11 protein-coding genes are annotated in these 14,529 nt (G+C 65.8%); 9 read left to right on the plus strand and 2 right to left on the minus strand.

All coding sequences use genetic code 11. The annotated features are described in order from the left end of the window. Positions 1-384: 384 nt before the first annotated feature. The gene (locus AB0C35_RS45290; RefSeq protein WP_358470641.1) at positions 385-939 is read right to left on the minus strand and encodes a dihydrofolate reductase family protein; all 555 of its coding nucleotides are present in this window, start codon (positions 937-939) and stop codon (positions 385-387) included. Between the two features lie 470 nt (positions 940-1,409). Between AB0C35_RS45290 and AB0C35_RS45295 the strand changes: the two genes are divergently transcribed. From AB0C35_RS45295 to AB0C35_RS45305, 3 genes are all read left to right on the plus strand, one after another. Next, positions 1,410-2,306, plus strand: coding sequence for a hypothetical protein (locus AB0C35_RS45295; RefSeq protein WP_358470644.1), 897 nt, complete (start codon positions 1,410-1,412; stop codon positions 2,304-2,306). Positions 2,307-2,457: 151 nt separating this feature from the next. Next, positions 2,458-3,447: an LLM class flavin-dependent oxidoreductase gene (locus AB0C35_RS45300; RefSeq protein ID WP_358470647.1), complete on the plus strand. Its 990-nt coding sequence runs from the start codon at positions 2,458-2,460 to the stop codon at positions 3,445-3,447. Between the two features lie 236 nt (positions 3,448-3,683). After that, on the plus strand, positions 3,684-5,225 hold the full coding sequence (locus tag AB0C35_RS45305; protein WP_358470650.1) for a hypothetical protein: 1,542 nt from the start codon (positions 3,684-3,686) through the stop codon (positions 5,223-5,225). A gap of 102 nt (positions 5,226-5,327) precedes the next feature. Here the strand turns inward: AB0C35_RS45305 and AB0C35_RS45310 are convergent, their stop codons facing one another. Beyond that, positions 5,328-7,778, minus strand: coding sequence for a serine/threonine-protein kinase (locus tag AB0C35_RS45310; RefSeq protein ID WP_358470653.1), 2,451 nt, complete (start codon positions 7,776-7,778; stop codon positions 5,328-5,330). 556 nt (positions 7,779-8,334) lie between these two features. Here AB0C35_RS45310 and AB0C35_RS45315 point away from each other — a divergent pair. The 6 genes from AB0C35_RS45315 (at position 8,335) to AB0C35_RS45340 (ending at position 14,443) form a co-directional block, all read left to right on the plus strand. Continuing rightward, the gene (locus AB0C35_RS45315; RefSeq protein WP_358470656.1) at positions 8,335-10,104 is read left to right on the plus strand and encodes a hypothetical protein; all 1,770 of its coding nucleotides are present in this window, start codon (positions 8,335-8,337) and stop codon (positions 10,102-10,104) included. Next, the gene (locus AB0C35_RS45320; RefSeq protein ID WP_358470659.1) at positions 10,091-10,537 is read left to right on the plus strand and encodes a hypothetical protein; all 447 of its coding nucleotides are present in this window, start codon (positions 10,091-10,093) and stop codon (positions 10,535-10,537) included. The genes AB0C35_RS45315 and AB0C35_RS45320 overlap by 14 nt, the downstream gene beginning before the upstream one ends. Continuing rightward, entirely contained in the window at positions 10,537-11,046 is a 510-nt protein-coding gene (locus AB0C35_RS45325) for a hypothetical protein (protein WP_358470662.1), read from the plus strand. Before AB0C35_RS45320 ends, AB0C35_RS45325 begins: the two co-directional genes overlap by 1 nt. A gap of 799 nt (positions 11,047-11,845) precedes the next feature. After that, entirely contained in the window at positions 11,846-13,531 is a 1,686-nt protein-coding gene (locus AB0C35_RS45330) for a hypothetical protein (protein ID WP_358470665.1), read from the plus strand. A gap of 1 nt (position 13,532) precedes the next feature. Beyond that, positions 13,533-13,979, plus strand: coding sequence for a hypothetical protein (locus tag AB0C35_RS45335; RefSeq protein WP_358470668.1), 447 nt, complete (start codon positions 13,533-13,535; stop codon positions 13,977-13,979). Positions 13,980-14,002: 23 nt separating this feature from the next. Beyond that, positions 14,003-14,443 carry a hypothetical protein gene (locus AB0C35_RS45340; protein ID WP_358470671.1) on the plus strand — a complete coding sequence of 147 codons (441 nt, stop codon included), beginning with the start codon at positions 14,003-14,005 and terminating at the stop codon, positions 14,441-14,443. The last annotated feature ends 86 nt before the right edge of the window (positions 14,444-14,529 follow it).

Here is a 14,529-nt window from a genome sequence, read left to right on the forward strand (position 1 = left end):
ACGCTGGCGACGCCGCCACCAGGCCCGCGCCCGCCGCTGCCACTACCAACGACAACAACGCCTCATCGATCACTAAATGCGGCTGGAGTACTAGCCGAGGAGGAGCAGGCGATCGATCGACGTCTTCGGCCGGAGGCGGATCTCCACCGGGTCATGGGCGGGACCGATCCGGGCCGCACCGACTAGGCCGTTGTTGTGGAGCCGCAACAGCCCGGGGCACCCGCTGTTACTTGACGGTCGAAAACCGGAACTGGAGACCAGAGGCACGCTCCCAGCCGTCATCGCCCACAATCTCCCGCCAGCGGGAGCCTAGATCGGGAATCGCAGCGATCACCCGCTCGTACAACCTCGCCAGGCCAGGGCCCGCCCACCCCTCATGGCGGGTCAGGCGCGTACGTAGCGCACTTGCGTGGCTCCCGAGGCGAAGACGCGGTGCTCGACCGGGCGCAGCCTCAGGTCACTTCCCACGGGCAGGAACGGCTTGCCGGCCCCGATGATCACGGGAAGTGCGCACACCCAGAACTCGTCGATCAGGTCCAGCAGGGAGACGGCCAACTCCGGACCGCCGATCTCAAGGGGGCCGTCGATCTCCTGCTTGAGCCGCGTCACCACGGAAACGGCTTCCTTGCGGCGGACGAGCGTGACGCCGTCGGGGACGGTCTGGAGGGTATCGGAGAAGACGTACCGCGGCGTCTCCTTGTAGATCTGGGCGAACTCGCGCTCGACGGCCGGGGTGCCTTCCTTGCCGAGCTCCTGCGTCCAGGGCTTCTCCATCATCTCGTACAGCCGCCGCCCGAACAGGAACGCCGCGGCTTGGCGAGCCTGGTCGTTCGCCGCCTGGTGGACGTCCTCGGCCGGCTCCGAGAAGCCGATGCTGCCGTCGCGGTCCTCGATGTAGCCGTCGATCGAGGTGTGCATCCCGTAGATGACCTTGCCCATGAAGCTCCTCCTTGGTCGTAGGGGTATTCCCGGAGTGAGACTCGATGGAGCGCCGAAACTCATCACCGGCAGTGGCCGACGCCCCTCACCAGCCTGCCTGAGGGTGGCGGCCGATGGAGGGCCACACGCGGGAACACCAAAGTCTCGTACGTGCGAGATTCACATGTGCGGCGGCCGCACAGACCGAAATTAAATGCTCGAATCCCGCACGTGCGCCATTCTTCAACACCAAATTACGCGGCATCTCTCGAATGTTGGCAACGCGATGGAAAAGTGTGCTAAAAAATGCCGCGTGGCTGGCCGCGGCCCCCAAGGCGCGGGCGCCAATTGAGTCATTCCGTAAAGCCAGGCCCGCCGCCGTGAAGGGCGGCGGCGCCGCGACCCATGAATCGTGAGCGGACGTGCGACAACCACCGTCGGGGAGCGCGATGAACGACGAGCCGGAAAGGCCGCGGCCGTGGTTGCCGGTGGTGAGCACCGATTGCCCGGTCGGTGTGGCGCACCAGGTGTGGATCGAGGCGTCGATCAGCTGGTTCATCGGCGAGTTCGGCCGCCGGCCGACGCGGGAGATCGTCCTGCCGAGTCCGGAGCTGTCGGACGGCCGGTTCACTGGGACGCCGGAGCAGATCGACGGCATGGTCGAGGTGGTGTGCGAGCTGATGCGGATCGACCGGTCCGCGCTCACCGTGGAGCTCTTCGACCGGGAGGACGAGGACGAGGAGGCGGCCCGCAAAGGGCGTCGCGCCGTCGGCCACTTCTACGTCAGAGACGGCCGAACGGTCATCGGCCTCGACGTGACGGAGGCGTCCGATGCCGCCTACCTGATCGCCGTCATCGCGCACGAGCTGTGCCACGCGCGGCTCCTGGGCGAGGGACGCATCACCGCGGATCGCAAGGATCACGAGCGGCTCACCGATCTGCTCACCGTCTTCTTCGGGTTCGGCGTCTTCACCACGAACGCCGCGCTGAGGTTCGGTGAGACCGGGCGCGGCTTCTCCGTCCAGCCCCTCGGGTACCTGGACGAACGCACCCTGAACGCCGCCTGCAACGACGGCTATTCGCGGCTGGGCTACCTCACGGAACGCGAGTTCGGCTACGCAATGGCCTGCTACGCGTGGCTGCGGCACGAGACCGAGCCCGACTGGGCGGGTGACCTCGACCCAGGCCCGCGCGCCCACATGAGGCAGGGCCTCGCCTACCTCTCGCGCAACGCCAGGCCGGGCGAGTTCCCGACCCGCAGGACCGCGACGGTGTCCGTCTCGGTCCGCGTGGTCCCGAAGGCCGACCCTGTGTGGCTCGGCGGCCTGTACCTGATGTTCGAGCCGAGCGAGTGGCCTCCGGACGCTCCCGGACACCGGGCGTTGTAGGGAGCGGACCCGGCCTTCGGCGCCGGACGAATCGGGCCGCTTTCGCCGGTGCGGGCGAACCGGCAACGGGCACGGTCGTGGAATACAACTCGGACGGGACTGGTTGCCGTTGCACACCCGACCTGGCCCGATACGTAAGGAAACTGCGCACGTGACTGTCCCGCTGAGCATTCTCGATCTGGTGCCCATCTGGGAGGGATCCACCGCTCGCGACGGCATCGCAGCCTCGATGCGGGCGGCCCGCCTGGCCGAGCGGCTCGGATACCACCGGCTGTGGTTCGCCGAGCATCACAACACCGAGGCTCTCGCGGCCAGTGCCACCGCACTGCTGATCTCCCAGGCCGCGACGGAAACGGAGCGGATCCGCGTGGGCTCGGGCGGTGTGATGTTGCCCAATCACGCCCCGCTCATGGTGGCGGAGCAATACGGCACCCTCGCCAACATCCACGGTGAGCGGATCGATCTCGGCCTCGGACGGGCCCCGGGGACCGACATGATGACCGCCCGCGCGCTAAATCGGTCCTCGGCCGAACCGCAAGCCTTCGCGCAGAGCATCTACGACCTTCAGGGCTGGTTCGGCAAGGAGGGCACCGGCAGGAGCGCACCGATCCATTCGGCCGTTTCGGCCGGCACCGAGGTACCCATCTGGGTTCTCGGCTCGACGGTCAACGGCGCCTCGATCGCCGGTCAGCTCGGCCTGCCTTTCTCGGTCGCCTCGCATTTCGCACCGGATCAGCTCGACGACGCTGTTCGCATCTATCGGGAGGCGTTCACCTCCGATGGGCCGACCGCGCAGATCGACAGGCCGTACGTGATGGCCGGTATCAACGTCATGGTGGCCCCGACCGACGAGGAAGCCGAACGCGAGTTCACGACGCTGGAGCAGATGTTCCTCGACGTCCAGAGCGGTCTGCGCCGCAAGATCCAGCCCCCGGTCGATCCGGACGCGCTGGCCGCACGCGGCGGACGTGACCAGCCGATGCTGCGCATCAAGGCCGTCGGCTCGCCGGAGACGGCGGTCGCCCACCTCAACGAGTTCGCCCGTCGTACCGGGGCCGATGAACTCATCACCGTCACCTACGCCTATGACCCCGCCGTCCGCGAACGGTCACTGACGTTGCTGGCCGAGCACTGGTTCTGAGACTCAAAGCGCACCAGGCAAACCGGTGACGACTGCGATCCGGACCGAAAGACGTCACCGGACGCTCGGCACGGTGGTGATGAGCGTCCGGTGACGCCGCGCCGGACCACTGGCCGTCCTGGATTCAACGGACTCTCCGCCGAGCGGCGGACGTTCCGCTCGGTGTCCGGTTTGTGTCAGATCGGGGACGGCTGAGAGTGGTGAGGTTACCGTTCGGTCGACGAACGGAGCGGAACATGCCCGTCAAGCGCTCGACCGCGTCTGCCGCCGCGCTCATGCTGGTGCTGCTCGCCGGATGCGATGGGGTGACGACGCCACCGGTCTCCATCGCGTCCACCTCGGCAACGCTGACCGCCGAGGTGAACTGCGCGGCCGACGCTCCGGACAATCCGTGCATCGGCTGGTTCCAATGGTGGGAGGACGGCCCCACACCTTCCGTACAGAGCTCCCAATCGACACCGGTCGGCCCGGCGTCGTCCCCCGTTTCAGGGCTCACGATCACGCATGAGCTGAGCGGTCTGAATCCGGGCGGGCTCTACCACTACCAGGTGTGCGGCTCCGGTGACACCAACATCCTCGCCTCGGGCCCGCTGTGCACCGGGCCGTTCGGCCCGCAGGTCAGCGTGCCGGGCACCACCCCGGCCGACCTCGGCGACTTCGACGCCTTCCAGACCTTCCGGACGGCGACGAGCACCACCGCCGGGACGTCCGACCTCGGGCGGATCCTCACGACGGCCGACACGCCCACGAACCGCATCTCCCGCGACGGCGGAGTGAGCGCGGCCTATGCCCCGGGCAAGGCCCTGTGGGTGTTCGGCGACACCGGAGTGAACGGCAATCAGTTCCCGAACTCCGTGACGGGCACCGCGGCGATCGGCTCGTTCACCCCCGGGCAGGCACCCCGCGCGCTCACCGAGGTGCCGACGCCGCCCGCTCCGCCGCGCACGGATCTCACCTCGTCCCAGCCGTTCTTTCCGAATCCGACCGGGTTGAAGAGGCCGGAGCCGGACAGCCCGCCGGTCCCGTGCTCACCGGGCGGCGTCCCGGTCGCCTGGATCGGGGGTGCGGCGACGGTTCCCGGTGCGGAGCGGGTGCTGCTGACCTACGCCGAGATGTGCCTGTTGGACACTGCCTGGCTTGTGGAGCGGCTGGTGCTCACCGTGTACGAGCCCGCCAGCAACACGTTCACCGCCCGGTCCGTCCCGTTCGACGTGTCGGCGACCGCCGGTGACCTGCCGCTCGGCCAGGGTCTCAGCTCCCCGGTCTTCGGCGGCGACGGCTACCTGTACCTGTTCGACTCCGAACGCGTCAGCACCCCCGGCGCGTTCGTGGCCCGTGTCCCCAGTTCCAACCCCGCCCTCTGGGGCAACGCGGCCAATTACCAATGGTGGGCCCAGCCGCTCGGCCAGCCGGCCGGCTGGTATGGCTGGGCGCAGGCGGACGGCCACCTGGCGTCGGTGCTCCCGGACGGAGTCGTGCCTTGGGGGACGGCCGTCCAGGATTACTCCGCGACGACCTCCAAGGGCCTGGCGATGATCGTCCAGACGGGGTTCGGATCCGCTCCCTTCACCGTCTACACCGCCACCTCCCCGACGGGCCCCTGGACCGCCGCCGTCTCGGCGAAGGTCCCCGACTCCTGTGTCGGCGGGTGGGGCTGCTACGCCCTGATCGGCCACCCGGAACTGAGCAGCGACGACCAGCTCGTCTACTCCTGGCGCAGCCCCGGCGACCGCGGCGGCGAAACCCACCTCCGCCTGGCCGCCGTCCCCTGGCAGTGAGAGGGCTTCGCCAGGGCGGGGACGGCGCGAGGTCCGCGCCGCCACGGGCCACCGATGACCACAAGCTTGGGCGACTCGAGCTAGCGGCATTGCGCCAAGGAGTCATCTAAAGAGACTGATGGTCCCCGGCTTCCCCACGCCGACCATACGACCGCCTGGGTATTCCGGCGCATCTCTCAGCGGCAACTCCCATCTCCTTTCCCCTGAACTCATGTCGAATGCGACCGTCACATACGCCAACTTTTCGCGCGTCTTCAAATAGGTGTATATAAGCTGATAGCCGTCGGACTTGATCAAATACGGCTCCACCAGGCCCACAAAGCCGGACTCTTCCATATTGATCGGCGGCGACAAGGGTTTGCCGCTGATGCAGTCGTATACGCGAACAAATTCCTGGCGATCCTTGATGATGAGTTTGTCGGCCACCGTCGCCATCTGCGTCGACACTTCCGGCCCGGATTTCCGCCACAGCAGGTGTCCGGTCTTGGGATTTGCCGCGGCGATCGTATTCTCGTCCGGGTAGTGTGGCGGGCTGTCGCCGAGTGGGACCAGCAGTGGCAGCGGAGAGGTTGACCCATAGCGTTTCATATAACGCGCCGGCTCCCAGCCGGCCACAGACGACCTCTTCTCGCCGTCCAGGTCGTAGATGTCGGTACCGGTACCCTCCTGGTTCGAGATCGCGATGCCGCCACTAAAGATGCTCCAGGCCAGTTCGCGGTCTCCTCGCGAGGACCGAACCACTTCACGGCCATCCGAGGTGCTGACGAACACGACCTCATCGGAATCATAGGCAGTGTCGATCAGTAGCCCCTCACTGGCCGACATGTGCATATCACTGTACCCCTCTCGGGTCCAAACCTGGTCGCCTTCAGTGGTGTATCCGACGCCGAATCCCTTCTTCTTACTCGCGGGTTGCGTGATGGCGATGAAGCGATCGCCGGAGACGGTCATCCAGCGCAACTCCCGGTTGGGAACCTTCGAGGTTTTCACCGTCCGGCCGCTGGCGGTATCCAGGATGAAGACTGTGGAGTCCGACCCGTGGTCCGACGATGCCACGCACCCGATCCGGTTTTCATGGACGGCACACGATGTGGGGGTGTCATGCAGGTTGATGAAGGGCCAGCGCTGCTTACCTGTACGCATGTCGATGCCCAGCAGGTAGGTGCCGAATTGAAGCATGACGATGGTGGAGTCACCCCCAATAGCGTGGGTCGAACCGTCCCCCATCGGGATCGTCCACGACGGCTCCGGGGGACTGGACGTCCCCTCAAGGAGTTCGTCGCGCAACTGGGGAAGGAAGATCGACGGGATTTCCTCCGGGTGCAGGGTGTCATCCCGTGCCGGGAGGTTCTTCGGAGCGGTGAGGACGGCCAAGACCACCACCGCCACAGCCGCGGCAATCAGCGCCGCCAGCGCCCCAGCGGCCATTGTCCGTTGGACACGTCCCGGAGTGGCGGGCTGGGCATGCGCCGAATCGATATTCGACCCGCCGATCGGTCGGGATCCACCGGTCGGGTGGAGTTCGCCGTCGGCGTCGTCCCTACCAGTGCGGTCATTGCCGGAGGACATGGACTCCGGCTGCCGGCCGAGTGTGGAGTTGCTCTTACCTGGGTCGGCGTCCACGGTTGTAGTGCGGCGGTCGGCCTCGCGTAGGCGGTATTCAGCAGCGTCGTATGAGGCCAGCGATTCGGCGATGGCGGCGGGCAGCCATGGTCCGGCCAGGTTCAGGGTCTGGCCATTGATGTGCCGCCGGGCGTAATCCCTGACCTCGGCGAGCCCGGGTCGCTCGTTCGGATCTTTAGCGAGACACCGCTCGGCAATGTCGCGAACCGGGTCCGGGCAGTCGTCCAGTTCCGGGGGCTCACGGGTGATCCGGTACAGCAGTGCGTCCCGGTCGCCTTCACCGAACGCGGGGCGTCCGGTTGCGGCGAACACGGCGAGGTGTCCCAGACCGAACACATCGGTGGCCGGGGTGGCCGAGCCGCCGCGGATCTGCTCGGGGGCGATGAACGCGGGCGTGCCGACCGTCACGCCAGTCCCGGTCAGGGTCGTCGCCTCCGCCGCGTAGGCGATACCGAAGTCGATCACACGCGGGCCGTCCTCGGCGAGCAGAACGTTGGCCGGCTTGAGGTCTCGATGGACGATTCCGCAGGCGTGCACGGCGAGCAGGCCCTCTGCCACACCGGCTACAAGTCGGAACACCGCCAGTGGTGGGAGCACGCCGTGATCGTCGACGGCTTCGCGCAGTGACGGTCCGGGCACGTAGGCGGTGGCCAGCCAGGGCAACGCTGCGGTGGGGTCGGCTTTGACCACTGGCGCGGTGAACATGCCCTGGACGCGTTGGGCGACGGCCACCTCCCGGTGGAAGCGGCGGCGGAACACCTCGTCCTCGGCGTACTCGGGGCGGATGACCTTGATAGCCAGGGCACGCCCGCCCGGGGTGAAGGACAGATACACCCGGCCCATGCCACCGCCGCCAAGACGCGCCCGCAGCTGGTACCCGCCTATCTCCCGCGGATCCTCCGAGGCCAGTGGCGTGAACCTTATGGTCATTCCTGTCCCCTAGTCGACTTCAATCGAATATCGATTAGGGTGGGGATTATATGGTGCCTTCTTGCGCCCTGGCCTTGGAGATGAGGTTTTCGCGGACTGGACCGTCCGGCGATGTTGGAGGCTCGGATGTTCCTTCTCAGCCGACCCGGGCGCGGCGGGCGGGCGGCTCCGTGATCTGGCACGGCCGCAGGGCTCCGAGTCAGGGCGGCGGTTGTCGACGTGCGGTCGCGCATTGTCCGAGCCCATCTCGGCCATGGAATCCGACAAATAGGACGTAGTCGTATTTGTTGATTATCGGGCGGTCGAGCCGTTGACGGTACTGCATTCGACGGCACGGATAGACGAAGTCATCGTGTAGCGATCGCAACACAGACTGAGTCGTATGTGCGGTGTCGGGTGGCTTGTGTGCGTACGTGCAAAGTTCGCACGTGCGCGATTTCATGGGGTCCGGTGTGGCCCGGCGTCAGCCCCGCGCGTCAAGGCACACGCCCGGCGAACCGTCCGACCCATTGCCCTGGCGGACGGGTTCGCGTCCCCCAGGGAAAGGGCCGCCAGCGTGGGCGTGGAAGACAACACCGGGACCGACACCCGCACCGAGACCACCGACAAGCCCGCCACATCCGAGCGGCAGTGGACGCCGCCGCCCGACAACCCCGGCTCCCCCGGCTCCCCCGGCCAACCCTCCCGCCGCGAAAGCATCGCCCGCGCCCGCCAAGACCAGCTGGAGAACGGGTCGCCGCAGGCATCCCAGAGCACCGAGATCAGCCCCAAGCCGGCCCAAGAGCGCGACGACAAACCCGCCTCACCACAGACCGGCAACCAGAGCGAAAAAGCAGAGGCGTCCGGCACGCCCGAAGCCCAGGACAAGGAACACGACCGCGACGACGGCAAACCCGGGGCCGGGCAAGGCGGCCAACGGGACGGGCGCGAACAGGAACCAGCCTCCCAGGACGACCGCAGCCCGACCGGCGGCAAACCCGACACCGCAACGACCGGCGACCGCGACCGGCCCCAGACCACGTCCGCCGAACAAGGCACCGACACCCGCACCGAACCCGCCGACAAGCCCGCCACGTCCGAGCGGCAGTGGACACCGCCGCCCGACAACCCCGGCTCCCCCGGCCAACCGTCCCGCCGCGAAAGCCTCGCCCGCGCCCGCCAAGACCAGATGGAGAATGCGCAGCAGACCGAAGGCACCGACACCAGCAGCGGACCGGCTCAGGAGCACAACGACCAGCCCACCTCGGCGCAGCCCGAGGACGACGGCGTGAACACACCAGCAGCGGGCAAGGCCGAGGCCGCCGACAGCGAGCACGACGCGAACAGACCGGCAACCGACGAGGGCGGGCCCGAGTCCGGCGAGGCCACGAGGCAGGACGAGACCGGCACGCAAACGCAGCCCCGGGACGCCGGCACCCCGGCCAGCAGCACGATCGGCACCGACGCACCCGGCGACCCCGCAGTCGGTGAGCCGGAATCTCGCGAGCGTCCCGCCGAACCACCGCCAGACTCCGAACAGAACCCGCAGACCGCCGACGGGTCACCCGACGACGGCCAGCGAACGCAACCTGAGTCAGCCGAGCAGCCCGCGACTCCCGGCAACGGTGCTCAAGACGGCGAACCAGGCAACCGCCACACCCCCGACAACGCCGCGGCCTCGCCACAAGAAGCAGACCAGGCCCCAGGAGAACCGGAACTCCACGGCGACCAAGACGACGACCGTGATAGGAAAGCCGAGAAGCCGGAAAGCAGCGAACCCGCCGACCAAAACAACCCACCAGACCGCGACACAGATCAATCCGGCGAAACGGAAGAACCCGGCAGAGAACTGGCTCCCCATGAAGCGAGCAGCACAGAAGTGGAGGTGGAGCCCAGACGATTCCAAGGCCACGTCACCATACCCGTCGACAGCGATGGCCGACCGATTCCGTCAAGCCGTGATACTGGAAACGACACCCCGGACCACGGCGAACCCCGCCGACCTGAGGACGACCCTGCGTCTCGCGACTATCAAGAGAGCGATCCGGATAATCCGTCTCGAGGCCGCGAGGGTCTCCGCAGGTTTCTCAACAAGGCAAATGATGCGAAGGATGCTACTAACAAGTATTCCGAACCAGCCCAACAAAACTTGGAACGAGTTCAACCAACAGGCCAGCTAAGCGGAGCCCGACCCAATACCGACCAAGTAGGGCCACTTCATCAAAGCGGCAAGGTCGGCGATGCCACACTCGGAGCCGTGAGCACGGTAATCGTGCTCACCCAAATCGCCCGTCATGGCATAAACCTTGCGCGACAGACGAGAAGGAGAGAGCATGCCGATAACTGATGAGCATGTGGCAGTGTTGCGCGCTCAACTGGCAGGGAACCGCGAGGAGCACCTTCGGTTGATGGGGCAACTCGATTCCGATGAAGCCAACGTCTACTATACGGCGCTGGTCGCTGCCGCCTTCATCGAGGCAGCTGAGCGGCATTTTATTGAGGACGGAAAAACCGCGGACGAGTCAAACGTTATTGATTTCGTCGCACAAGTGCGAGAAAGGAGTGACGAATCCTCGGAGATCGTCAATCCACAGATCGCCGAGAGCATGATTCTCGACTTGCTCGGCAAAGGCACCATGGTCGACGCCGACGCGGACACAAAATTCGGCCACCAGATCGTCCTGCTCGCGGCCCTGGTAGGCGAGGAGCAGTTCACTTCTGCCGAGCTTGACGCCTTCTTGCTCAGAGCCCGTTCGCTCGCCGACGAGTTGCTCGGGTAATGGATTATTCGGCTGTTCGGATTCGTGAGGAGAACATCCTGGCGTTGCGCTTGTTCCTGTTGGAGGGGCCGGAAGCATGGGTGCCTCTCCAAGACAAGATTCAAAAGGACGATGAGACGGCGGCCGGCTACATGTCGCTGCTCCACGGAGCGTTCAATGTCGCGGTTCACCGAAGGTTCGCGCCGACCTACACCGCTGGTGAGATCGTCCGCTTCGTCGCCGACCTGCGGATCAAGGTGGAAGAAGACGCACGCCTGATCAACACCCTCGTGGCCGAGGACATGATCCGCCGTGCCGTCGACGCCCCGCCGCTAAAGGATGGCGGTCCGGACGACGTAGAATCCGTCCTACATTCCCAGGTCTTCATCCTCCTGTACCTCGTCGCCGAGGCAGACTTCGACCGGGCGGGCCTGGAGCAGTTCATCGAAGATGCCACGTCCTACACACAGAAGTGGCTTGCCGCACAGCGGGACAGATCCGCAGGTGTCATCGGCCAAGAGTCGCCGTAGTCCGTCCGGTGTCGCGGCGGAACAGTCGGTCGAACGGTTCGCTCTCAGGGAGTCCGGGCACTGGACATCGCTTGCCGCCTCCAGCCGATGCGGCGTACGCGTTCCAGCCCGCTTGTAGGAGGGCGACTGAACCTTCGGCCGTGTAACCGCCTCCGCCGGGGCGGTGCGGCTGGTCGAATGGGGCTGTGCGGTGCGTGCGCGCGAATCCGGCACATCTGGATATCTGCCAGCCCTTGTCGGCGAAGAGCACTTCGACCGGGCGGGCCTGGAGCGGCTCAACGAAGACGCGACGGCCGGCTCCCGGCAGTGGTTGCCGCGCGGGCGGACCACGTCCGCGGGAGCCATCGGCCAAAGGTGGCCGCAGCCTAGCCGGTATCGCGGAGAAATCGGTCGGTAGTCAACGTCTCCGCCGCCTGGTACGGGCGTAGGGTTCCCAGTCAGGGGGATGGCTGTCGGCAGGCGATCACACGCCATCCGACCTCACTTCGGCAATAGAGTCCGACAAATGGGACGTTGTCACATTCCTTGAATCATGAGCGACTGAACGTTGGCCGTTCCGAACTCGGCGCTACGAGGAGACGAAATCGTGGTTGGAGGACCGTGACGCGGAGCAAGTCGTATGTGCGGTGTCGGGTGTCTTGCGTGCGTACGTGCAAAGTTCGCACGTGCGCGATTTCATGGGGGCTGGTGTGGCCCGGCGTCAGCCCCGCGCGTCAAGGCACACGCCCGGCGAACCGTCCAGCCCGATGCCCTGGCGGACGGGTTCGCGTCCCCCAGGGAAAGGGCCACAAGCGTGGGCGTGGAAGACAACACCGGGACCGACACCCGCACCGAGACCACCGACAAGCCCACCTCCCAGGACCGGCCCTACACCCCGCCGCCCGACAACCCCGGCTCACCCGGCCAACCGTCCCGCCGCGAAAGCATCGCCCGCGCCCGCCAAGATCAGATGGAGAACGGGTCGTCGCCGACGTCCCAGAGCTCCGAGATCAGCCCCAAGCCGGCCCAAGAACGCGACGACAAGCCCGCCTCACCACAGACCGGCAACCCGAGCGAGAAGACGGACGCGTCCGGCACACCCGAAGCCGAGGACAAGGAGCACGACCGCGACGACGGCAGGCCCCGGGACGGGCAGGGCAGCCGGCGGGACGGCCGTGAACCAGAACCACGCTCCCAGGACGACCGCACTTCGGCCGACGGCAAGACCGACACCGGCACCCCCGGCGACCGCGACCGTCCCCAGACCGCGTCCCCCGAAAAGGGCACCGATACCCGCACCGAAACCGCAGACAAGCCCGCAACGGCCGAGCGGCAATGGACGCCGCCGCCCGACAACCCCGGCTCCCCCGGCCAACCGTCCCGCCGCGAAAGCATCGCCCGCGCCCGCGAAGACCAGCTCGAGAACGCGTCGCAGCAGACCGAAGGCACCGACACCAGCAGCGAACCGCCGCAGGAGCACAACGACCAACCCACCTCGGCACAGCCTGAGAACGACGGCGCGAACACACCAGCAGCGGGCAAGGCCGACGCCACCGACAGCGACCACGGAGCGAACCGGCCTGAAACCGACCGGGACGGGCCCCAGTCCGGCGAGGCCACCAGGCAGGCCGAGACCGGCGCGCAGATCCACCCCCGGGACGCTGGCACCCCGGCCAGCAGCACGATCAGCACCGACGCACCCGGCGAACCCGCGGTCGGTGAGCTGGAACCTCGCGAGCGTCCCGCCGAACCACCGCCAGACTCCGAACAGAACCCGCAGACCGCCGACGGGTCATCCAACGACGGCCACCGAACGCAACCCGAATCAGCGGAGCAACCAGCAACTGCCGCCACCGACAACGCCCCTTCCTCACCGGAAGAAGCGGACCGAGACGCGGGGACACGCGAACCACGCGGCGAACAAGACCGCGACCGTGATAAGAAGTCCGAAGATACCGACAACGAGCCGTCCCCGAACGAGACCAATGAGACAGACCAGGAAGTAGAGACAAACCCAATACTTGTCGACCTGCGGTCCGACAGCCAAGGCAGGGTCAGCTTCGAGCCGCGATATCAACGGAGCGACGCCCCCGGCACGGAACTAATACCGGAAGAACAGAACACAGCCGGACGGGAAAGTCTCCCAACCCGCCGAGACCTCGACCCAGTCGATCCCGACAGGCTGCGCGACGATACCGGCGCCCCGCTAGAAACACCCGAGGAGCAGGATCTCAATGAATCCGGCCGTGACCGCTGGAACCGGATGGACCGCGTCAAGGCAGGGTACGATGCCGCACGAAAAGTGGCGGGTAGCGCAAAGGACTTCCTGAATCAGCCACCACCGACAGGACAGGCAGAAACAAAGAGTTCCAGCGATATGAAACCTGTTCACCACCAACCAACAAACCCTGCGGACCTTGTGTCCAACGGCGTCATCCTCGGAGTGGTGGTAATCGGTGGGGCCCGACAGATGTATACAAAGATTAAGAACTCTCGACGGAGTTGATATGGCAATCACAGACGACCAGGTCGCCACCCTGCGCGCCCAACTCGCTGGGCACCACGAGGAACACGTGCGCCGACTGGATGGGTTGGACACGGAGGAAGCGAAAAGTGGCTACACCACCCTGGTGACGGCAGCGTTCTTCGAGGCCGTCGACCGGAAATTCATCGTTAACGACAAGGTCGCCGAAGCCGCTGATGTCATCGACTTCGTCGCGTATCAGCGAGAAATTCACCCGGATTCAGCAGACCAACTTGACCCGCATGCGGCAGAGATGGTCATCCTCGACGCACTGGGCAAGGGGTCCATCGACAACATCGACAGTGAGAGGCTCTTCGGGACTCAAATTCTTCTTTTGGCCGCATTGGTCGGCGATGCTCGTTTCAGCGACGACGATCTGGACGCCTTCCTTGCCAAGGCGCGGACTGAGGCGGATAAGCATCTGGGGTAACGGAACCGGCTCCCGATTGCTGGGTGAAGAAATTGACAGGTACCTCTTCGGTCGCGATTAGCGATCTGCACATGATGGCGTTGCGCTCGTTCATCATGGAAGGCCCTGATGCTTGGGAGGGCGAGTACACGGAGAAGCTCGACGGCGAGGCCGGTCTTGGATTTTCACTTCTCCTCCACTGTTCGTTCGCCGCGGCGGCGCGGCGCATATTCTCGCCAGCCTATTCACTTTCACAGGTGATCCGATACATTGCTGATCTGCGGCTGGCGCTCGAGGACGATGCACATCAACTGAACCCGCGTGTGGCTGAGAACCTCATTCGGTCGGCTCTCGGTGACAAGAAGTTCAGCGACATCCCGCTCGACGTGAATAAAACTGCAAAGACACACGCGGAGCTACTCCTCCTTGTAGCTCTGATCACAGACGCAGGTCTCGATGAGAGTGGGGTGGAAGAGTTGATCTAAGGAGATCTTGGGTTTCTCCACTTTGTGATCGCTTGAGTGGGAAGATCGTTTTGTGGCGAGGAAGAGGCGTAGGTCGACCTATGAGG

This window comes from Spirillospora sp. NPDC048819 (genome assembly GCF_040650055.1).
Lineage (GTDB): Bacteria > Actinomycetota > Actinomycetes > Streptosporangiales > Streptosporangiaceae > Spirillospora.

Bases quoted from the DNA above. Each gene is read 5' to 3' on its own strand.
- AB0C35_RS45335 (WP_358470668.1), top strand. From the start codon at position 13,533: ATGGCAATCACAGACGACCAGGTCGCCACCCTGCGCGCCCAACTCGCT.
- AB0C35_RS45320 (WP_358470659.1), top strand. From the start codon at position 10,091: ATGCCGATAACTGATGAGCATGTGGCAGTGTTGCGCGCTCAACTGGCA.
- AB0C35_RS45290 (WP_358470641.1), bottom strand. From the start codon at position 939: ATGGGCAAGGTCATCTACGGGATGCACACCTCGATCGACGGCTACATC.
- AB0C35_RS45305 (WP_358470650.1), top strand. From the start codon at position 3,684: ATGCCCGTCAAGCGCTCGACCGCGTCTGCCGCCGCGCTCATGCTGGTG.
- AB0C35_RS45310 (WP_358470653.1), bottom strand. From the start codon at position 7,778: ATGACCATAAGGTTCACGCCACTGGCCTCGGAGGATCCGCGGGAGATA.
- AB0C35_RS45325 (WP_358470662.1), top strand. From the start codon at position 10,537: ATGGATTATTCGGCTGTTCGGATTCGTGAGGAGAACATCCTGGCGTTG.